The sequence below is a fragment of the Enterobacter sp. EC_64 genome (assembly GCF_019584165.1).
Taxonomy (GTDB): Bacteria; Pseudomonadota; Gammaproteobacteria; order Enterobacterales; family Enterobacteriaceae; genus Enterobacter; species Enterobacter roggenkampii.
Window position 1 is genome coordinate 58138 of sequence record NZ_VDAS01000015.1, and the last position, 18841, is coordinate 76978.

Genomic DNA, 18841 nt, shown 5'->3' on the forward strand with positions numbered 1-18841 from the left:
GCGAATCCATCAGGATTTGCAGGAACAACTGCGCACAACATTAAACTGTGCCGAACTCGCTTCTCAGAAGGAGATTTAGTATGCGTAACTACGATTTATCCCCCTTACTTCGTCAGTGGATTGGTTTTGACAAACTGGCTAATGCCCTGCAAAACACCGCTGAGCAACAGACGTTTCCGCCGTACAACATCGAAAAAAGCGACGATAACCACTATCGCATTACCCTTGCGCTGGCCGGCTTCCGTCAGGAGGATCTGGATATTCAGCTCGAAGGCACGCGTCTGACCGTGAAAGGTACGCCGGAGAAACAAGAGACCGAGACCAAATGGCTACATCAAGGGCTGGTTAATCAGCCGTTTAGCCTGAGCTTTACCCTGGCAGACCATATGGACGTCTCCGGCGCAACGTTTACCAACGGGCTGCTGCATATTGACCTGACCCGTAACGTGCCGGAAGCCATCGCGCCGCAGCGTATCGCCATTAGCGACCGGCCGGCGTTGAATAGTTAACAAGCCCGCCGAACCTGTAGGTCGGGTAAGGCGCAGCCGCCACCCGACACTGCTCACAGACCGCACAAGGCCCTGCCCCGGCAGGGCTTTTTTGTGCGCCATCGCCCATACAACCGCCCACGGCTCTGAGAGAATCCTTAGCATAACTAAGGTTATGCCAAGGAAGTGGATCATGAGTGATATCGCGTTAACCGTCAGCGTGTTGGCCCTGGTCGCTGTTGTTGGCCTGTGGATAGGGAATATCAAAATCCGCGGCGTCGGGTTTGGGATAGGCGGGGTGCTGTTTGGCGGCATTTTTGTCGGCCACTTTGCCGACCAGCTCGGGCTGGTGCTGAGCGCCGAAATGCTCCACTTTACCCAGGAGTTCGGCCTGATCCTGTTCGTCTATACCATCGGGATTCAGGTGGGGCCGGGTTTTTTCGCCTCACTTCGGGTCTCCGGCTTACGGCTCAACCTGTTTGCCCTCGGCATTGTGGTGATGGGCGGGCTGGTCACCGCCATTCTGCATAAAATCTTTGCTATCCCGCTGCCCGTGGTGCTGGGCATTTTCTCCGGGGCGGTCACCAACACGCCTGCGCTCGGCGCGGGGCAGCAAATCCTGCGCGATTTGGGCATCGAACCTGGCATCGTCGACCAGATGGGGATGAGCTACGCCATGGCCTATCCGTTTGGTATTTGCGGCATTCTGCTCTCCATGTGGCTGGTCCGCGTCCTGTTTCGCATTAACGTCGATAAAGAGGCGAAGGACCACGAAACCACGCTTACCAACGGCCATATGCCGATCAAAACCATCAACATTCGGGTTGATAACCCCAACCTGAACAATATGGCGATTCAGGACGTGCCGATTCTGAACAGCGCCAATATTATCTGCTCCCGCCTTAAGCGCGACGATATGCTGATGGTGCCCGCGCCCGGCACCATCATTCAGCAAGGCGATCTGCTGCACCTGGTGGGCCAGCCCGGCGATTTGAACAATGCCCGTCTGGTGATTGGTCAGGAAGTGGATACCTCGCTCTCAACGCGCGGCACCGATATGCGGGTGGAACGCGTTGTGGTAACCAACGAGCACGTCCTTGGCAAAAAAATACGCGATCTGCAGGTAAAAGAGCGTTATGACGTGGTGATCTCCCGCCTTAACCGTGCGGGTGTCGAGCTGGTCGCCAGCCCGGAGGCCAGCCTGCAGTTCGGGGATATCCTCAACCTGGTTGGGCGCCCGTCTTCCATCGACGCCGTCGCGGATATGGTGGGTAACGCCCAGCAGAAACTGCAGCAGGTGCAGATGCTACCGGTGTTTATCGGTATTGGGCTTGGCGTGCTGCTGGGCTCCATCCCGCTGTACGTGCCGGGCTTCCCGGTGGCGCTCAAGCTGGGCCTGGCGGGCGGGCCGCTGATTATGGCGCTGATCCTCGGGCGTATCGGCTGCATCGGTAAGCTCTACTGGTTTATGCCGCCGAGCGCCAACCTGGCGCTGCGCGAGCTGGGCATCGTGCTGTTCCTGGCGGTGGTCGGGCTGAAGTCCGGCGGGGATTTCGTCGATACGCTGATCAAGGGCGAAGGGATGAGCTGGGTCGGCTACGGCATCTTTATCACGGCGATCCCGCTGCTGACGGTGGGCATACTGGCGCGGATGTTCGCCAAAATGAACTACCTGACGCTGTGCGGCATGCTGGCGGGCTCCATGACCGATCCGCCCGCGCTGGCCTTTGCCAATAACCTGCACACCACCAGCGGCGCGGCCGCGCTCTCCTATGCCACCGTCTACCCGCTGGTGATGTTCCTGCGCATCATCACCCCGCAGCTACTGGCGGTGCTGTTCTGGGGGATGAGCTAGTAAATCTTCCGGGTGGATGCGCCGCAGATGGTAGTCCACCTGGTAATCACTGGTATTTCGGAACATCACGGAATAGTTGAGAAACTCGCCGCTGTCGCTGTAGGAAAGGGAGGTGATACGCAACAGCGGCGTCTGTTCCGGCAGGTTCATATAACCCGCCAGCTGCTTATCGGCCAGCACCGGCGTCAGGCTCTCGTAGTTGCCGCTGATGGTGATCCCGCACTCCTTCTCGATGTAATCAAACTTTGACCCTTCAAGATGCGCCAGCGACAGATTGCGAAACAGCTTCACCGGCATAAAACTGTCCTCCAGCATCAGCGGTTTTCCGTCCACGTAGCGCACCCGCCGGGAAAAGTAGATCCGCTCATCCATCTGAATTCGCAGCTGGCTGGCGATGGCGGGCGGGGCGGGCATCACTTCAAACTGCAGCACCTTGCTCTGCACCTCTTTTCCCTGCTGACGCAGCACCTCCACCAGCCCGGTCAGGTTGGTGGTTTCGTGGTGAACGTCTTTGCGTGACACAAACGTGCCGCTGCCGTGCCGCCGTTCAACCAGCCCCCAGCTCACCAGCAGATCCAGCGCCTTGCGGATGGTCATTCGCGCCACGCCGAACTCCTGCGCCAGCGCTTTCTCGCCCGGCAGCGGACTGCCGATATTGTAGTCCGACGAATTCAGCCGCAGCCGCAATCGATCGGCAATCGATTTGTAGATCACCAGTAGACCTCTCTGCCCTTATCAGGGCGTGGATGGCGTCCTGACATGTCCATATTTACCGTAAAAAGTAGACCTGATTGGTCAAAATAAAACCATGAATGCGATCACGAATCGCAGCGGCACGCCATGTTCGCGCATCAGTAAGTTCTTATGCTCACCTCAGGCCAGCAAAAAACCATAAAGGCCTCTACCCCTACAGGTTGTTTCATGAGGATTTAAAAATGCTCAGTCAAATACAACGTTTTGGCGGTGCCATGTTTACCCCGGTGTTGCTGTTTCCGTTCGCCGGGATCGTGGTGGGAATCGCCATCATGCTTCGCAACCCGCTGTTTGTCGGCGAAGCCTTAACGGCCCCCGATCATCTTTTCGCGCAGATTGTTCACATCATTGAAGAGGGCGGCTGGGCGGTGTTCCGCAATATGCCGCTGATTTTTGCCGTCGGCCTGCCGATTGGCCTGGCGAAGCAGGCCCAGGGCCGCGCCTGTCTGGCTGTGCTGATTAGCTTCCTGACCTGGAACTACTTCATCAACGCGATGGGGATGACCTGGGGCCACTTCTTCGGCGTCGACTTCTCCGCCGAACCGACAGCGGGAAGCGGGCTGGCGATGATTGCCGGGATCAAAACGCTCGATACCAGCATCATCGGCGCTATCGTGATTTCAGGCATCGTCACCGCCATCCACAACCGCTATTTTGACAAGCCGCTGCCGGTGTTTCTGGGGATTTTCCAGGGCAGCTCGTTTGTCGTGATCCTCGCGTTCTTCGTCATGATCCCCTGCGCCTGGCTGACGCTGCTGGGCTGGCCGAAAGTGCAGATGGGCATTGAGTCCCTGCAGGCGTTCCTGCGTTCTGCCGGTGCGCTGGGCGTATGGGTCTATACCTTCCTGGAACGCATTCTGATCCCAACCGGATTGCACCACTTCGTCTACGGTCCGTTCATTTTTGGCCCGGCGGCGGTGGAAGGGGGAATTCAGGTCTACTGGGCGCAGCACCTGCAGGAATTCAGCCAGAGCACCCTGCCGCTGAAAACTCTTTTCCCGGAAGGCGGGTTCGCGCTGCACGGCAACTCCAAAGTGTTCGGCTCGGTCGGGATTGCGCTGGCGATCTGGTACACCGCGTCGCCGGAAAACCGCGTCAAGGTCGCGGGGCTGCTGGTCCCGGCCACGCTTACCGCGGTGCTGGTGGGCATTACCGAACCGCTCGAATTCACCTTCCTGTTTATCTCGCCGCTATTGTTTGCCGTTCACGCCGTGCTGGCGGCCACCATGGCAACGGTGATGTACACCTTCGGCGTGGTCGGGAACATGGGCGGCGGCCTGCTGGACCAATTCCTGCCGCAAAACTGGATCCCGATGTTCCACAACCACGCCTCGACGGTGTTCACCCAGATCGGCATTGGCGTCTGCTTTACCGGAGTTTACTTCGTGGTCTTCAAAACGCTGATTGCGCGTCTGAACCTGAAAACCCCGGGCCGGGAAGAGAGCGAAATCAAGCTCTACAGCAAGGCCGACTATAAGGCGGCGCGCGGGCAAACCACCGCCCCGGCCGCGGCCAGCCAGCAGGTCGGGCAGGCCGCCGGATTCCTGCAGGCGCTGGGCGGCGCGGCCAACATCGAAAGCATCAACAACTGCGCCACCCGCCTGCGCATCGCCCTGGTCGATATGGCGAAAACGCAAAGCGATGACGTCTTCAAAGCCCTCGGCGCCCACGGCGTGGTGCGACGCGGCAACGGCATTCAGGTGATTGTCGGTCTGCACGTTCCTCAGGTGCGCGACCAGCTGGAATCGCTGATGAAAACCCCCTTAACGAATGAACAAACCACCCTGACAGAGGCTATATCATGAAAAAATTCTCAGTTGTCATTGCAGGCGGCGGCAGCACCTTCACGCCTGGTATCGTCCTGATGCTGTTAGCCAACCGTGACCGTTTCCCGCTGCGCGCCCTGAAGTTCTATGACAACGACGGCGCGCGTCAGGAAACCATCGCCGAAGCGTGCAAAATCATCCTTAAGGAGCAGGCCCCGGAGATTGAATTCAGCTATACCACCGACCCGAAAGCGGCGTTTAGCGATGTCGATTTCGTGATGGCGCATATCCGCGTGGGCAAATACCCGATGCGCGAAAAAGATGAAAAAATCCCGCTGCGCCACGGCGTGCTGGGCCAGGAAACCTGCGGCCCGGGCGGGATCGCCTACGGCATGCGCTCTATCGGCGGCGTGCTGGAGCTGGTGGATTACATGGAGCAGTACTCCCCGAACGCGTGGATGCTGAACTACTCCAACCCGGCGGCGATTGTTGCGGAGGCCACGCGCCGCCTGCGTCCGAACGCCAAAATTCTCAACATCTGCGATATGCCGATCGGCATTGAAGGGCGCATGGCGCAGATTGTCGGCCTGAAGGACCGGAAAGAGATGCGCGTGCGCTACTATGGCCTGAACCACTTCGGCTGGTGGACGTCGATTGAAGACCTGAAAGGTAACGATCTGATGCCGAAGCTGCGCGAATACGTGGCGAAACATGGCTATGTTCCACCTTCTGACGATGCCCATACCGAGGCGAGCTGGAACGATACGTTCGCGAAAGCCAAAGACGTGCAGGCGCTGGATTCGGACACCATGCCGAACACCTACCTGAAGTATTATCTGTTCCCGGACTACGTGGTCGCGCATTCCAACCCGGAACGCACCCGCGCCAATGAGGTCATGGATCACCGTGAGAAGCATGTATTCAGTTCATGCCGGGCGATTATCGAGGCGGGCAAATCCTCCGCCGGTGAGCTGGAAATCGACGAACATGCGTCGTACATCGTCGATCTGGCAACCGCGATTGCCTTTAATACCCAGGAACGCATGCTGCTGATTGTGCCTAACAACGGGGCTATCCATAATTTTGATGCCGACGCGATGGTGGAGATCCCGTGCCTGGTGGGTCATAACGGACCGGAGCCGCTCACGGTGGGCGATATTCCGCACTTCCAGAAAGGGCTGATGAGCCAGCAGGTGGCGGTGGAAAAACTGGTGGTGGATGCCTGGGAGCAGCGCTCGTACCAGAAACTCTGGCAGGCGATTACCCTGTCGAAAACCGTGCCGAGCGCGTCCGTCGCAAAAGCGATTCTGGATGACCTGATCGAGGCCAACAAGGATTACTGGCCAGCGCTGCACTGATCGTCCTGACCGGCATCGCCCGATGCCGGTCTCCTTGTCCTTGTCGATTTACGCTATGCTGAAGCCTGCCCGTAGCTCGACAAGGAACCTTCATGAAAATTTCCCGCCTCGGCGAAGCGCCGGACTACCGCTTCTCGCTGGCTAATGAACGCACGTTTTTAGCGTGGATCCGCACCGCGCTGGGGTTTCTTGCCGCCGGGGTGGGGCTCGACCAGCTCGCGCCTGATTTCGCCACGCCGTTGATTCGCGAGGTGCTGGCGCTGCTGCTGTGCCTGTTCGCGGGCGTGCTGGCGATTTACGGCTACCTGCGCTGGCTGCGCAATGAGAAGGCGATGCGACTGAAGCAGGATCTGCCCTATACGCGTGGGTTACTCATCATCAGCGTGATTCTGCTGGCGGTGGCGGGCGTGGTGATGGTGCTGGTGTTCTATGGCGGATAGCCGCAAAGCGCGACGCGAAGCGGACCCCGGCCTGCAGCCGGAGCGGACGTCGCTCGCCTGGCTGCGCACGCTGCTGGGGTATGGCGCGCTGATCGCCCTGGCTATTAAGCACAACTGGCACCGCACCGGGGTGCCGTTCTGGATCTCGCTTGTTGTGCTGGCGCTGGTGGCAATCGTTTTATGGCGCTATACCCGCAGCCGTAACCTGATGGACGTAGCGCAGGACGACTTTGTGCAGCCGAAGGCGGTGCGGGATAAGTTCCTCATCGCCCTGGCCGTGCTGTTGCTGTCTTTACTCTTCGCAGTGACTCACATTCAGCAAATTGTGAGCTTTTAAAGCCCGGTGGCGGCTACGCCTTACCGGGCCTACAACTGCCGCCACCCGGCAGAATTACTGCCCTTTAGCCAGATACTTCGCCATCTCGTCTTCCGGCACCATGCCGCCGCCGGTCGCCCACACCAGGTGAGTAACGCTGGCATCTGAAGGCACGCGCAGCGGTCCGGCCATGCCCGCCAGCGCGGACGGTTCCAGACGAATGCCTTCCTCCTGCGCCAGCCAGCCGAGCATGTCGTACATGCTCTGATCGGAAAGCGTATAGAACCCGTCGAGCAGGCGCTCCATCGCGCGGCCCACGAAGCCGGAGGCGCGTCCTACCGCCAGCCCGTCCGCCGCCGTCACGTTATCAATGCCCAGGTCCTGCACCGCGATCTCATCGTGCAGGCCGGTGTAAACGCCCAGCAGCATGCACGGGGAGTGCGTGGGCTCCGCGAAGAAGCAGTGAACGTTATCGCCAAAGGCCAGCTTCAGGCCAAACGCCACGCCGCCGGGGCCGCCGCCGACGCCGCACGGCAGGTAGACGTACAGCGGATGATCGGCATCCACCACGCGGCCCTGAGCGGCAAACTGTGCCTTCAGGCGCTCGCCCGCCACCGCGTAGCCCAGGAACAGGGTGCGGGAATTTTCATCGTCAATGAAGAAGCAGTTCGGATCGCTTTCCGCCGCTTTGCGTCCCTGCTCCACCGCCACGCCGTAATCCTGCTCATATTCCACGACGATGACGCCGTGGCTGCGCAGTTTGGCTTTCTTCCACTCGCGGGCGTCGGCGGACATATGCACCGTCACCTTAAAGCCGATGCGTGCGCTCATGATGCCGATGGACATCCCCAGGTTGCCGGTTGAGCCTACCGCAATGCTGTACTGGCTGAAGAAGTCCTTAAAGCGCGGCTCCAGCAGGATGCTGTAGTCGTCTTCAACGCTCAGCAACCCGGCGTCCAGCGCAAGTTTTTCCGCGTGGGTCAGCACCTCATAGATACCGCCGCGCGCTTTAATCGAGCCGGAGATTGGCAAATGGCTGTCTTTTTTCAGCAGCAGCGTGCCGGGAATGGATTTGCCAGATTCTTTCTCCAGCCGCGCCCGCATTGCCGGGATGGCGACCAGTTCGGATTCAATAATCCCGCCCGTTGCGGCCGTCTCCGGGAAGGCTTTCGCCAGATATGGCGCGAAGCGGTTGAGGCGCGCATGGGCATCGTCCACGTCGGCTTTGGTCAGCCCGACATAGGGCAGCCCTTCTTCAAGCGTGGTCGTGTTCGGGTTAAGCCAGGTGGTTTCTTTCAGGGCAATCAGATCCTCAACCAGAGGAAACTGTGCGGTTAAAGTGGTGATAGTTGCGTTTTCCATAATACGTCTCTTCGCGCTCAGATAATGAAAGAAAGCAGGAATGTGCCGCCAAGTGCAAGCACCGAGGCGATAAACGTCGCCGTCGTATAGTATTTGAAGGTCTCATTCAGGGTCGCGCCGCAGTATTGCTTCACCAGCCAGAAGAGGGAATCGGTCACGATCGTGCAGCCAATGGCGCCGGAACCGATGGCAATGGTGATGATCTCCGGGCTGACGTTCGGATAGAGCGGCAGCATCGGCGCGACGATGGCCGTGGCGCCCATCATCGCGACCGTGGCGGAGCCTACGGCGGCATGCAGCACCAGCGCCACCAGCCAGGCGAGCAGGATAGGGTGCATGTGCAGGTTCGAGAGAATTTGCGCCAGCGAGTCCGCCAGTCCGCTGGTTTTCAGGATGGCGTTGAACGCGCCGCCTGCGCCGATAATCAGCAAAATGTTGGCGATAGAGCCAAAGCCGTGCTCGGTATGGGTCAGCATCGCGCCCATGCCCATATGCTGGCGGATGCCCAGCAGGTAGTAGGCGACAAACACGGCGATAAACATGGCGGTGATGGGGTTGCCGATAAACTCCAGCAGCGTATACAGCGTGCCGTCTTTTGCCATATTCAGTTCAGCGATGGTCTTCACCAGCATCAGGGCAATCGGCAGCAGCACCGTAAACAGCGTGGCGCCCAGCGACGGCAGGGTATGCTCCTTCCGCACCTTCAGGTCTGAAAATTCCGCCGGAACCGGTTTAAACGGCAGACGATTGTCGAGCAGCTTCAGGAACAGCGGGCCGCCGACCAGAGAGGCCATCAGGCCCACCAGCAGGCCGTAGACGATTACCGTCCCAACGTCCGCCCCTAATTTATTGGTCACAAACAGCGCGGCCGGATGCGGCGGCACCACGCAGTGCACCGCCATCAGCGCGGTACAGAGCGGAATGGCCAGCTTGAGCAGCGACGTGTGGGTCTTTTTGGCGATGGAAAACGCCAGCGGGATCAGCAGGACCACGCCCACTTCCACGAACAGCGTAATGCCGCAGATCAGGCCCACCAGCACCATAATCACGTCTGCTGACAGCCAGCGGCAGCGCTGCAGGGCGATCCCGATGCGCTCTGCCGCGCCGGAAACCTCCATCATCTTGCCGAGAATGGTGCCCAGACCAATCACGGCCGCCAGGAAGCCCAGCGTGCCGCCAATCCCGCTCTCAATGGCGTTTACCATATCCAGCGGGCTCATTCCCATCATTGCGCCGACGAAAAAGCTCGCCAGCAGCAGCGCGAGGAACGGGTGAAACTTCAGTTTTACGATGGTTAAAACAATCAACACAATGCTGACCAGCAGCGTTGCCACAACCCAGACCTGAGATCCCATATCTCACCTCACCCTTATGTCATCTGGGGGTATTGGACGAAAAAGCGGCGTGGGCTGACAAACGATATAAATTGGCGTTCAGGTGAGCCAGATTGAATCAACTGAGTGACTGCGCTCTAAAAAACGCACTTAATCCGCATTAGGTTCACATAAATTCACCCTTAAACAGTATGCTGAGCGCAGAAACCACGCGTGAGAATTGTGATGACCGATGCAAATGAAGCCAGAAACCGGCTGCTCAACGGCTGGCAGCTGTCGAAAATGTACACCTTTGAAGTGGCGGCCCGGCATGAATCCTTCGCGCTGGCGGCGGAGGAGCTGTCGCTCAGCCCCAGCGCGGTGAGCCACCGCATCAACCTGCTCGAAGAAGAGCTGGGTATTCAGCTGTTTGTCCGTTCGCACCGTAAAGTCGAGCTGACGCAGGAGGGAAAGCGCGTTTACTGGACGCTAAAATCGTCCCTCGACACCCTGAATCAGGAGATCCTGGACATCAAAAACCAGGCGCTGTCCGGCACGCTGACGGTCTACTCCCGGCCGTCGATCGCTCAGTGCTGGCTGGTACCCATGCTGGGTGACTTTACCCGCCGCTATCCGTCAATATCGCTCACCGTCCTGACCGGCAATGATTACGTCAATATGCAGCGAACGGGCGTCGATCTGGCGCTCTATTTCGACGATACGCCGCCAAACCATCTGTCTCATCACTTCCTGATGGACGAAGAGATTTTGCCCGTCTGCTCGCCGCAGTATGCCCGCGAGCATGAGCTGCTGAAAAACCCCGATAACCTTAGCCACTGCACGCTGCTGCACGACCGTCAGGCCTGGAGCAATGATTCCGGTACGGATGAGTGGCTGACCTGGGCGCAGCACTTTGCGGTGAATATGCCGCCATCGTCGGGTATTGGTTTCGATCGTTCCGACTTAGCGATTATTGCGGCCATCAACCACGTCGGCGTCGCGATGGGCAGAAAGCGGCTGGTGCAAAAACGGCTTGAACGGGGCGAACTGATCGCCCCGTTTGGTGACAAGACCCTGAAATGCCATCAGCACTACTATGTATCGACGCTTTCGGGCCGACAGTGGCCGAAAATAGACGCCTTTATCGGCTGGCTGAGAGAACTGGCAGGTTGAAGAATTATTACGCTTTCGCGCTACACCAAATGTGAAAAAGCGTGCTAAATACAGGTAATGCTTTCGATTTATCCAGGGTAAACCGTGTTAAAGCCTCTTATAGCGACCGCGTTACTGATCTCTTCCGGCTGGGCCATTGCCGCTGAGCCGCCGCTGACGGCTGCCCGTTATGCGCAGCAGCTTGGCGTCGGTATGGATGTGGACTGGGCGCGCACCGAGCGCGGCATACGCGAATTCGACCCGCTGGTGGTCCGCGATTTTCGGGCTAAAGGCATTACCCACGTGCGCATCCGCGTGGCCGACGAGCCGACGGAAGCTCGGCTGATCCACCTGCGCAAGCTGGTAGAAGCCTGTGAGCAGTATGGCGTGATCCCGATAGTCGCTTATCAGGCTGATGAATATAAAAACGACCCGAAAGCCGATAACGAGAAAGAGACGGTCAACTGGTGGATTGCCGTGGCGCACTATTTCGGTCAAAGCTACCCGCTGCTGGGTTTTGATCTCATTTATGAGCCTGCCGACAAGCTTAACCACAATCTGGCGTCGCTAAACCGCGTGTATGAAAAAACCATTAAAGCGATCCACGACATCGACCCGCAGCGCATGATCTTCATTGCGCCACGCCTGCGTGCCGCGCCGGAGGAGTTATCCAGCCTGAAGCTGCCCGCGCACAGCCAAACCTATCTGCTGGCGGAGTGGCATATTTTCCCGTGGGGGCCGCTGAAAAATGGCGGTAAATACCCGTGGACATCCGGCACGGCGGCGGAGAAAGCGGCTATCCGTAACCGCATCAATGCCGCGCTGCACTGGCAGCAAAAAACCGGGCACGTTAGCTGGGTCGGGGGTTGGGGCGTGGGGGAGTCAAGTCGCTTAACGCCAACCGCCTCGCAAATGGCCTTTGCCACCTATATGGCCTGCGAGCTGCAAAAGGCGAAAATTCCGTATGCGCTTAACGCGGACTTCCAGTTTTACGACGGGGAAGAGGGGGCCTGGCGGCCAGCGCCAGAGCCGTTACTGCAGGCGATGATTGCGCCCGTCTGTGAAAAGCCCGGCGAGAAGCCGGGCCATCATGCGGTTAAACCGGCTGCTCGTGATGCGGGACACGCGACGCCAGCGGCAGCCAGCACAGTAAAATCAGCAGCCCCATCAGCGTCATCAGCAGGCCCAAACTAGCCTGCCCGGTCTGCGGCATCATCGCCGAGAGCCAGGCCAGCGCACCAGAACCGATGTTCTGCAAACCGCCCACCAGCGCGCCCGCCGTACCTGCAAGGAACGGGAACGGCTCCATCGCGCCGCTGGTGGCGAGCGGGAACAGCATCCCCGCGCCGAAGAAGAACAGCGCCGCCGGGATGAGCAGCGTCCAGACGGTCATCACGCCAAACAGCCCCGGGATCCACATCATCAGACCCGCCAGCAGACAGCTGATCACCGACTGCCACATCAGGGTGGAGAAGCGCTTGTTTGGTCGACCGGCAAACCACGCACCGAAGAACGCCGCCGGGATCGGCAGAATAAACAGAATGCTCACCACCATGCTGCTCAGGCCCAGCCCCGCGCCCAGCAGCACGCCGGAGCAGGCTTCGAACACCGCGATACCCGCCAGGCCGCCAATCAGCATCAGCAGGTAGCAGGTGAACGCGCCGTTGCCGAACAGCGTTTTATAGCTGGCGATCAGCTTCGTGCGCGGCGCGTCCTGCGGACGCGTTTCCGGCATCCAGCGCGCCATGCTGAAGGTGACAATGATGCACAGCACCAGCAGGAAGGCGTAGCAGGCGCGCCAGGACCACATCGTGTCCAGCAGGCCGCCGATCAGCGGGGCCAGCAGCGGGCTGACCAGAATCCCCATATTCAACAGACTGTTGGCATGACGGAGCTGGGTGCCCTGATACATATCGCGCGGTAAGGTTCGCGCCATCACCCCGCCAACGCCGGTCCCCACGCCCTGCAGGGCGCTGGCGGCAATCAGTACGGTCAGGCTATGGGTGGTAATGGCAATTACCGTCGCCACCATGAAAATACTCATGCCCACCAGGATCACCGGGCGACGCCCGACGCGGTCGGAGAGCGGGCCGTAGAAGAGCTGCGAAACGCCATAGGTCAGCAGGTAGGCCGCCATTACGCTCTGTACCGCGCCCTCGCGGACGTTCAATTCCTTTGCCATGTCGGCAATCGCCGGAATGTAGATGGTTTGCGCCATCTGACCGACGGCCACCAGTAACACCAGCATCAACAATAAGTTAACGTTCCGTTGCTTTTTCATGTCGCTGAATACTTTTGCCAAAAGAGAAAAATGAAGAATAAGTGACTGCGCATTCCCATAAATGCGCGAGGAATCTACCACAGAGAGATGACAATTTAAGCATTGTCGCGGTGAATGAAAAAACCGGTAAAGGCAGGATTTGTAAACAAGAACGGCAACTAATGTTGCCAGTGCTTTACGCCAGGCGCAGCAGAATGGCGCCGCCGGCGATACCCAGCGCTGCTGCAATGCGCAGGCCCGCAACCTTCTCTTTTAAAAGCAAAAAAGCGATCAGCGCGCCAAAGAGTATGGAGGTTTCACGCAGCGCCGCGACCACCGCCAGCGGCGCCTGCGTCATCGCCCACAGCGCCAGACCGTAAGAGCCCATGGTCCCCACCCCGCCAAGCAGCCCCTTTTTCCAGTGCAGACGCAGGTAGCCGGACGCCTCGCGCCGACGCGCGACCATCGCCCAGCCGAGCAGGCAGAAGCCGTTCATAAAGAAGGTCCACAGCGTATAGCCCAGCGCGGTCTCCGACAGCCGCACGCCGGTGCCGTCCACCAGCGTATATCCCGCAATAAAGCAGGCGTTCAGCAGCGCCAGCCAGATCCCCTTGCGTGACTGCATGCGCCCGTTCATTGCCATCGCCAGAATCGACAGGCAAATTACCCCGATGCCGGACCAGGCGAGCCAGGAGAGACGATCGCCGAGCACCAGCACGCTGATCAGCGCCACCAGCAGCGGGGCGGTGCCGCGCATCAGCGGGTAGGTCTGGCTCATATCGGAAACCTGATAGGTCTTCGCGACCAGCACGGTGTAGACCACCTGTAAGGCACAGGAGACGATCAAAAACGGCCAGCTTGCGGCAGAGGGCTGTGGAGAGAAGGGGAGCAGCACCAGGGCAATCAGCGTGGCGGAGCCGCTGACGCTAATCGCGGAATAGAGCTTGTCCGTTCCGGCTTTGACAATGGCATTCCAGCTGGCATGCAGCAGGGCGGCGAACAGCAAAATGCAGAATACGGTGAGGGTCATGGCGTATCGGGTGATGAATTGTCACTCAACTGTAACATTCACGTCCTGAAGCTGCCAGCCGGTTACACCGCACAAAAAAGGCGGTGCGTCACCCGCGGTTCGTCCGAGACCAGCGTAAACCCTGCCTGGCGATAAAATCCGTAGGCAGCGTCCGGCGCATGGGTATTGAGGAAATCGAACCAGATGCTGGCATCGGCCATCACCACGGTCAAAAGCTGCTTGCCAATCCCCAGCCCGCGGCACTTCTCGCTGACGTAGAGATGGCGAATACGCCCGGCGCGCGGCTGCTGGCTGAACGGATCGCGATTCAGACCGCACACGCCAACCAGCTTGCCGTTGAGAAACGCCCCCAGCAGCTTTTCACCCGGCGCGTTAAAGCGGTTCTCACCCCGCTGCCAGCTCTCTTCCAGCCTGCGCAGCATGTTGAAATTCGATGCGATACTTTCAGCCTTCAGGGCGATGTACCCCGGCTCTTCTGGCGTGACAGGCTCAATTAACAGACGCGACATAGCATTCCCTCGTTATTAAAGAGGGGCGGTTGCCCGCCCCTCTCAGGTGCGACTTGAACCTGAATTACCGAACGAATTTCAGGACAGCATCAAGCAGTTGCAGTACAGCAACAATGAGTTTGAGGATAAGTATCACCATATCCACTACGCTCATACGCGTCTCCTTTTGGTTAAAAGGAGCACGATGCTGGCGTACCTTTCCGCCGCCTGTTGCCAGCACCTGGATTGACGTAACACAGTGTGCTCACTTCAGGGGTTAAGGCACTGACGGCACCACCCGTTTCAGCCAGGACTTCGTTGCGCCGGTAGAACTGCGGCCCCCTCGCTCACTGCGAACACCCTCAGTATAGATAAATACTGTACGTATGAACAGTATTTTGTAGACAAAATCTGGAAGGAGATCCATACTCAAAAACGTCAAAATCCGTGCCGGAATTGCGCGTTCGTCTTCGATCGCGTATACTTTTTGCGTTGACGTAACACAGTGTGTTCTGCGGCGACCAACCGCAAAACCCTGATAAAAACCTCGCTTCGGCGGGGTTTTTTGTTTTCTGGTCTGCCCACAAAAAATACCGGGATAAGCAGTGGCCTGGTCAGGCTTCTTAAGAAATCAATTTTATGCAGGGGTACCAGGATAATTTTACGAGATGCAGCACCAAATAAGCCATTTAATATAAACAACAGACGCACCAGGCTATTAAAACCGCATCGCATATAGCCTTAAAAAATAATATATAATCAAATTATTTTTCTCGTGAATGTATTTGTGAGGGAATTTCACTGGTTTGAATTACACTGCTTTTCAATGTATATTCTTATAACCACAGGCATGATATGGAAATGTTATGCAAGCATCGGATTATTTGAAGATGAAGTTCCAGAGCGACAGGCAGTTGGCTCTTTATGGACAGCAAGGCGTTGCCGGGACATGGAAAGCATTAAAGGGAGTCGGCTCTGATATCTATTCAGGAATGGAGCGTGTAAGCTGGTACTCATCATGTTTAATCCCCAGCTATCACGATGTATGTGATGAACTTCTCTCAGAAGAAAAGAGGATGTACCTCTCAATTGTGTCTCTTTACCGTTATCGCGATGTAATAGCACAGATGCTCTATCTTTATTTTAAAAGTGTTCTAAATGACTCTGAAAATGGAAATGAACAAAATCGCGCCCGCAAGACGGGTTCACAGGTAACCGGACTTGTTAAAAATATCCCGACAAGCAAAGCAGCGCGTTTAGCAATAGCATGGGGGTTGGCAATATATCTCTCCAAATCTGGCCTGCTCTCAGAAATCGTCGTCGAACGGCTTGCACGTCGTGTACCGAACGTTGTCATGGCATTTCAACTCATTGGCACGGACCAGAAGTGCGCGCTTGCTGCTCGTCGCCTGAAAACGTTGGACCCAAAGTATTACGCCACCCTCTATGCCGCACAACTGGAGATGCTCTATTACTTTATTGAACCATTCCTGTCTGAACTGATTAAGAAAGTTCAAATGGGATTCTACAGGGATTTTGAAGCGATTTATGACGACTTAAGGGACAAGTAGCATGTTTAAGAGTCTGCTATCAATTCTCTTTACTGATATTTTATTTCCCGTTTATGTTTTTGTATGCGCCTCTTTGTTTCTGTGGTTGGTGCCTGACTACTGGGTATTACTCACATTTATTGCTATCGGTGTATTTATCATTGTTCATCCAATAATTTTCGGTCGCTTTGATAAGTACGATTGAGTTTTAAAAAAGGGATTCTTTATGTCAAATCCGGCTTATTTATTTCTTACAGATGAAAATGGTTCCCCCATGATTGGCCCCTGCCTTGTGACAGGGCGTGAAGGTTCAATTGAACTCAAATCGTTCACTCATAATGTCAACATCCCAGTCGACGGGAATACCGGGAAATTGACGGGCACGCGCATACACATGCCCATCATGTTCCAGAAAGAATTTGATCGTGTAACCCCGCTTCTCTTTCGTGCGCTGAGTACGGGAAGAACACTCCAGTCAGCCATCATTAAGATGTATCAGATTAATGAGGCGGGTTTAGAACAGGAATATTTTAATATCCTCCTGGAGAATGTGAAAATAACCTCAATCACACCAGACCTGTATCCCGGCGCAAACACGGGAACACACCTTGAAACGGTTCTCATACGCTATGAGAAAATCACCTGGAAGCATTGCGACGGCAATGTCATCTATAGTGACGCCTGGAATGAGCGGGCAACGTACTGAAACGTGATCCCTGACGCATTTTTGCGCAGATGAAAATATTTCCATTGTCACGCCCGAAAACCTGTGTTTGTATAAATTCCATCAATGATTCCAAACACAGGTCCCCAATGACTTCATCCCTCTTCACTTCGACCCTACTAAAAACTGCGCAACCAGCCGCAGTGGTCGTCGTGCGTGTGGTGGTGGTCGTCGGCAATGCGCCGTAGGGACTGGATCAACACACGAATCCAAAACCCCGCCGGCGCAAACCGGGCGGGGTTTTTCGTTTAGGACCCTCCCCGGAAAGTCGGCCCAGAAGAAAAGGACTGGAGCATGGCAAGTTCGGGCACAACATCCACCAAGACGCGTTTTACCGGCGCGCAGCTGATCGTTCATCTGCTGGAGCGACAGGGCATCACCACGGTTGCGGGCATCCCTGGCGGCACGGTGCTGCCGCTGTACGATGCGTTAAGCCAAAGCACGCAGATCCGCCACGTGCTGGCGCGCCACGAGCAGGGGGCGGGGTTCATCGCTCAGGGCATGGCGCGCACGCAGGGTAAACCGGCGGTCTGTATGGCCTGCAGCGGGCCGGGCGCAACCAACCTGGTCACCGCCATCGCCGACGCGCGCCTCGACTCCATTCCGCTGATCTGCATTACCGGCCAGGTGCCGTCCTCGATGATCGGTACCGATGCGTTCCAGGAAGTGGATACCTACGGCATCTCTATCCCCATCACCAAACATAACTATTTAGTTCGCGACATCGCAGAGCTTCCTCAGGTTATCAGCGATGCGTTCCGCATTGCGCAGTCCGGCCGCCCGGGCCCGGTGTGGATAGACATTCCTAAGGATGTCCAGACCGCAGAGATCGAGATCGACGTGTTGCCGGAGCCGGGCGAGCGTGCCCCCGCGCCGGAGTTCAGCGCTGAGAGCGTACGCGACGCCGCCGCCATGATTAACGCCGCCAAACGCCCGGTGCTCTATCTGGGCGGCGGGGCGATTAACGCTGCGGATGAAATCCGCCAGTTTGCGGAAAAAGCCAACCTGCCGACCACCATGACCCTGATGGCGCTCGGCATGCTGCCAAAAGCGCACCCGCTGTCCCTGGGGATGCTGGGCATGCACGGCGCGCGCAGCACCAACTACATCCTGCAAGAGGCGGATTTGCTGATTGTGATGGGCGCGCGTTTTGATGACCGGGCGATTGGCAAAACCGAGGAGTTCTGCCCGAACGCGAAAATCATTCACGTGGATATCGATCGCGCCGAGCTGGGTAAAATCAAGCAGCCGCACGTGGCGATTCAGGGCGACGTGGCCGAAGTGCTGGCGCAGCTGATCCCGCAAACCGACGCGACCGATCGCGCCGACTGGCGCCAGCTGGTGGCCGATCTGCAGCGCGAGTTCCCGGGTGCGATCCCAACTGAAGGCGACCCGTTGAGCCACTATGGTCTTATCAACGCCGTTGCCGCCTGCGTGGACGACAGCGCGATTATCACCACCGACGTGGGCCAGCACCAGATGTGGACCGCCCAGGCCTACCCGCTGAACCGTCCGCGCCAGTGGCTGACCTCCGGCGGCCTCGGCACCATGGGCTTTGGCCTGCCCGCCGCCGTGGGTGCGGCGCTGGCGAATCCGGACCGCAAAGTCATCTGCTTCTCCGGTGACGGCAGCCTGATGATGAACATTCAGGAGATGGCGACCTCAGCCGAAAACCAGTTAGACGTGAAAATCATCCTGATGAACAACGAGGCGCTGGGGCTGGTGCACCAGCAGCAGAGCCTGTTCTACAAGCAGGGCGTGTTTGCGGCGACCTATCCGGGGATGATTAACTTTATGCAGATTGCCGCCGGCTTTGGCCTGCACACCTGCGATCTGAACGCGGAAGAGGATGCCCACGCGGCGCTGCAGGCGGCGATCTCGCGTCCGGGCCCGGCGCTGATCCACGTGCGTATCGACCCTGAACAAAAAGTGTATCCGATGGTGCCGCCGGGTGCGGCAAATACTGAGATGGTGGGAGAATAAGCC

The 18841-nt window shown here is 57.6% G+C and carries 19 protein-coding genes; 12 read left to right on the forward strand and 7 right to left on the reverse strand.

The features are described from left to right. Window positions 1–80 precede the first annotated feature (80 nt). Together ibpB and FHC52_RS13825 are read left to right on the forward strand one after the other, a co-directional pair. On the forward strand, window positions 81–509 hold the full coding sequence (ibpB, locus tag FHC52_RS13820; RefSeq protein WP_008500161.1) for a small heat shock chaperone IbpB: 429 nt from the start codon (window positions 81–83) through the stop codon (window positions 507–509). A 172-nt stretch (window positions 510–681) separates the two neighbouring features. Then, entirely contained in the window at window positions 682–2343 is a 1662-nt protein-coding gene (locus FHC52_RS13825; protein ID WP_023293696.1) for a putative transporter, read from the forward strand. Here FHC52_RS13825 and FHC52_RS13830 read toward each other — a convergent pair. Then, window positions 2311–3057: a GntR family transcriptional regulator gene (locus FHC52_RS13830; RefSeq protein ID WP_126288239.1), complete on the reverse strand. Its 747-nt coding sequence runs from the start codon at window positions 3055–3057 to the stop codon at window positions 2311–2313. The two genes, FHC52_RS13825 and FHC52_RS13830, sit on opposite strands and share 33 nt — an antisense overlap. Window positions 3058–3278: 221 nt before the next feature. Between FHC52_RS13830 and FHC52_RS13835 the strand changes: the two genes are divergently transcribed. The 4 genes from FHC52_RS13835 to FHC52_RS13850 all read left to right on the forward strand — a co-directional run bounded on the left by FHC52_RS13835 (window position 3279) and on the right by FHC52_RS13850 (window position 6997). After that, window positions 3279–4901 (forward strand): alpha-glucoside-specific PTS transporter subunit IIBC, encoded by a 1623-nt coding sequence (locus FHC52_RS13835; RefSeq protein WP_032664651.1) that lies wholly within the window; start codon window positions 3279–3281, stop codon window positions 4899–4901. Next, window positions 4898–6220, forward strand: coding sequence for a 6-phospho-alpha-glucosidase (locus FHC52_RS13840; RefSeq protein ID WP_023293698.1), 1323 nt, complete (start codon window positions 4898–4900; stop codon window positions 6218–6220). The genes FHC52_RS13835 and FHC52_RS13840 overlap by 4 nt, the downstream gene beginning before the upstream one ends. 92 nt (window positions 6221–6312) lie before the next feature. Continuing rightward, the gene (locus FHC52_RS13845) at window positions 6313–6660 is read left to right on the forward strand and encodes a YidH family protein (protein WP_023293699.1); all 348 of its coding nucleotides are present in this window, start codon (window positions 6313–6315) and stop codon (window positions 6658–6660) included. Beyond that, window positions 6650–6997 carry a DUF202 domain-containing protein gene (locus FHC52_RS13850; protein WP_023293700.1) on the forward strand — a complete coding sequence of 116 codons (348 nt, stop codon included), beginning with the start codon at window positions 6650–6652 and terminating at the stop codon, window positions 6995–6997. Before FHC52_RS13845 ends, FHC52_RS13850 begins: the two co-directional genes overlap by 11 nt. 54 nt (window positions 6998–7051) lie before the next feature. Here FHC52_RS13850 and dsdA read toward each other — a convergent pair whose 3' ends face one another. Beyond that, window positions 7052–8338 carry a D-serine ammonia-lyase gene (gene dsdA, locus FHC52_RS13855; protein WP_021242686.1) on the reverse strand — a complete coding sequence of 429 codons (1287 nt, stop codon included), beginning with the start codon at window positions 8336–8338 and terminating at the stop codon, window positions 7052–7054. A 17-nt stretch (window positions 8339–8355) separates the two neighbouring features. After that, window positions 8356–9693, reverse strand: a complete 1338-nt coding sequence (dsdX, locus tag FHC52_RS13860) for a D-serine transporter DsdX (protein ID WP_032654320.1) — start codon at window positions 9691–9693, stop codon at window positions 8356–8358. Between the two features lie 204 nt (window positions 9694–9897). Here dsdX and dsdC point away from each other — a divergent pair, with 204 nt between their 5' ends. Further along, window positions 9898–10824: a DNA-binding transcriptional regulator DsdC gene (dsdC, locus tag FHC52_RS13865; protein WP_032654322.1), complete on the forward strand. Its 927-nt coding sequence runs from the start codon at window positions 9898–9900 to the stop codon at window positions 10822–10824. Between the two features lie 84 nt (window positions 10825–10908). Next, a complete protein-coding gene (locus tag FHC52_RS13870; RefSeq protein ID WP_032654324.1) occupies window positions 10909–11997 on the forward strand; it encodes a cellulase family glycosylhydrolase in 1089 nt (362 codons plus the stop codon). Here the strand turns inward: FHC52_RS13870 and emrD are convergent. From emrD to tisB, 4 genes are all read right to left on the reverse strand, one after another. Next, window positions 11900–13084, reverse strand: a complete 1185-nt coding sequence (gene emrD, locus FHC52_RS13875; RefSeq protein ID WP_023293703.1) for a multidrug efflux MFS transporter EmrD — start codon at window positions 13082–13084, stop codon at window positions 11900–11902. The genes FHC52_RS13870 and emrD overlap by 98 nt on opposite strands. A gap of 175 nt (window positions 13085–13259) precedes the next feature. After that, window positions 13260–14093 carry an EamA family transporter gene (locus FHC52_RS13880; RefSeq protein WP_025910714.1) on the reverse strand — a complete coding sequence of 278 codons (834 nt, stop codon included), beginning with the start codon at window positions 14091–14093 and terminating at the stop codon, window positions 13260–13262. A 62-nt stretch (window positions 14094–14155) separates the two neighbouring features. Beyond that, on the reverse strand, window positions 14156–14602 hold the full coding sequence (locus FHC52_RS13885) for a GNAT family N-acetyltransferase (protein WP_032654331.1): 447 nt from the start codon (window positions 14600–14602) through the stop codon (window positions 14156–14158). Between the two features lie 64 nt (window positions 14603–14666). Then, window positions 14667–14756, reverse strand: coding sequence for a type I toxin-antitoxin system toxin TisB (gene tisB, locus FHC52_RS23035; RefSeq protein WP_008500146.1), 90 nt, complete (start codon window positions 14754–14756; stop codon window positions 14667–14669). 691 nt (window positions 14757–15447) lie between these two features. On the opposite strand from tisB, the gene FHC52_RS13895 reads away from it, so the two are divergent. The 4 genes from FHC52_RS13895 to ilvB all read left to right on the forward strand — a co-directional run bounded on the left by FHC52_RS13895 (window position 15448) and on the right by ilvB (window position 18838). Then, the gene (locus FHC52_RS13895; RefSeq protein ID WP_032654336.1) at window positions 15448–16152 is read left to right on the forward strand and encodes a hypothetical protein; all 705 of its coding nucleotides are present in this window, start codon (window positions 15448–15450) and stop codon (window positions 16150–16152) included. Window positions 16153–16357: 205 nt separating this feature from the next. After that, a complete protein-coding gene (locus FHC52_RS13900) occupies window positions 16358–16837 on the forward strand; it encodes a type VI secretion system tube protein TssD (RefSeq protein ID WP_023326385.1) in 480 nt (159 codons plus the stop codon). A 107-nt stretch (window positions 16838–16944) separates the two neighbouring features. Beyond that, entirely contained in the window at window positions 16945–17043 is a 99-nt protein-coding gene (gene ivbL / locus FHC52_RS13905) for an ilvB operon leader peptide IvbL (RefSeq protein ID WP_071789119.1), read from the forward strand. A 106-nt stretch (window positions 17044–17149) separates the two neighbouring features. Further along, complete coding sequence (gene ilvB / locus FHC52_RS13910; RefSeq protein ID WP_220420118.1) at window positions 17150–18838, forward strand: acetolactate synthase large subunit; 1689 nt, start codon at window positions 17150–17152, stop codon at window positions 18836–18838. The last annotated feature ends 3 nt before the right edge of the window (window positions 18839–18841 follow it).

Bases quoted from the DNA above. Each gene is read 5' to 3' on its own strand.
- ibpB (WP_008500161.1), top strand. From the start codon at position 81: ATGCGTAACTACGATTTATCCCCCTTACTTCGTCAGTGGATTGGTTTT.
- FHC52_RS13825 (WP_023293696.1), top strand. From the start codon at position 682: ATGAGTGATATCGCGTTAACCGTCAGCGTGTTGGCCCTGGTCGCTGTT.
- FHC52_RS13835 (WP_032664651.1), top strand. From the start codon at position 3,279: ATGCTCAGTCAAATACAACGTTTTGGCGGTGCCATGTTTACCCCGGTG.
- FHC52_RS13840 (WP_023293698.1), top strand. From the start codon at position 4,898: ATGAAAAAATTCTCAGTTGTCATTGCAGGCGGCGGCAGCACCTTCACG.
- FHC52_RS13845 (WP_023293699.1), top strand. From the start codon at position 6,313: ATGAAAATTTCCCGCCTCGGCGAAGCGCCGGACTACCGCTTCTCGCTG.
- FHC52_RS13850 (WP_023293700.1), top strand. From the start codon at position 6,650: ATGGCGGATAGCCGCAAAGCGCGACGCGAAGCGGACCCCGGCCTGCAG.
- dsdA (WP_021242686.1), bottom strand. From the start codon at position 8,338: ATGGAAAACGCAACTATCACCACTTTAACCGCACAGTTTCCTCTGGTT.
- dsdX (WP_032654320.1), bottom strand. From the start codon at position 9,693: ATGGGATCTCAGGTCTGGGTTGTGGCAACGCTGCTGGTCAGCATTGTG.
- dsdC (WP_032654322.1), top strand. From the start codon at position 9,898: ATGACCGATGCAAATGAAGCCAGAAACCGGCTGCTCAACGGCTGGCAG.
- emrD (WP_023293703.1), bottom strand. From the start codon at position 13,084: ATGAAAAAGCAACGGAACGTTAACTTATTGTTGATGCTGGTGTTACTG.
- FHC52_RS13880 (WP_025910714.1), bottom strand. From the start codon at position 14,093: ATGACCCTCACCGTATTCTGCATTTTGCTGTTCGCCGCCCTGCTGCAT.
- FHC52_RS13885 (WP_032654331.1), bottom strand. From the start codon at position 14,602: ATGTCGCGTCTGTTAATTGAGCCTGTCACGCCAGAAGAGCCGGGGTAC.
- tisB (WP_008500146.1), bottom strand. From the start codon at position 14,756: ATGAGCGTAGTGGATATGGTGATACTTATCCTCAAACTCATTGTTGCT.
- FHC52_RS13895 (WP_032654336.1), top strand. From the start codon at position 15,448: ATGCAAGCATCGGATTATTTGAAGATGAAGTTCCAGAGCGACAGGCAG.
- FHC52_RS13900 (WP_023326385.1), top strand. From the start codon at position 16,358: ATGTCAAATCCGGCTTATTTATTTCTTACAGATGAAAATGGTTCCCCC.
- ivbL (WP_071789119.1), top strand. From the start codon at position 16,945: ATGACTTCATCCCTCTTCACTTCGACCCTACTAAAAACTGCGCAACCA.
- ilvB (WP_220420118.1), top strand. From the start codon at position 17,150: ATGGCAAGTTCGGGCACAACATCCACCAAGACGCGTTTTACCGGCGCG.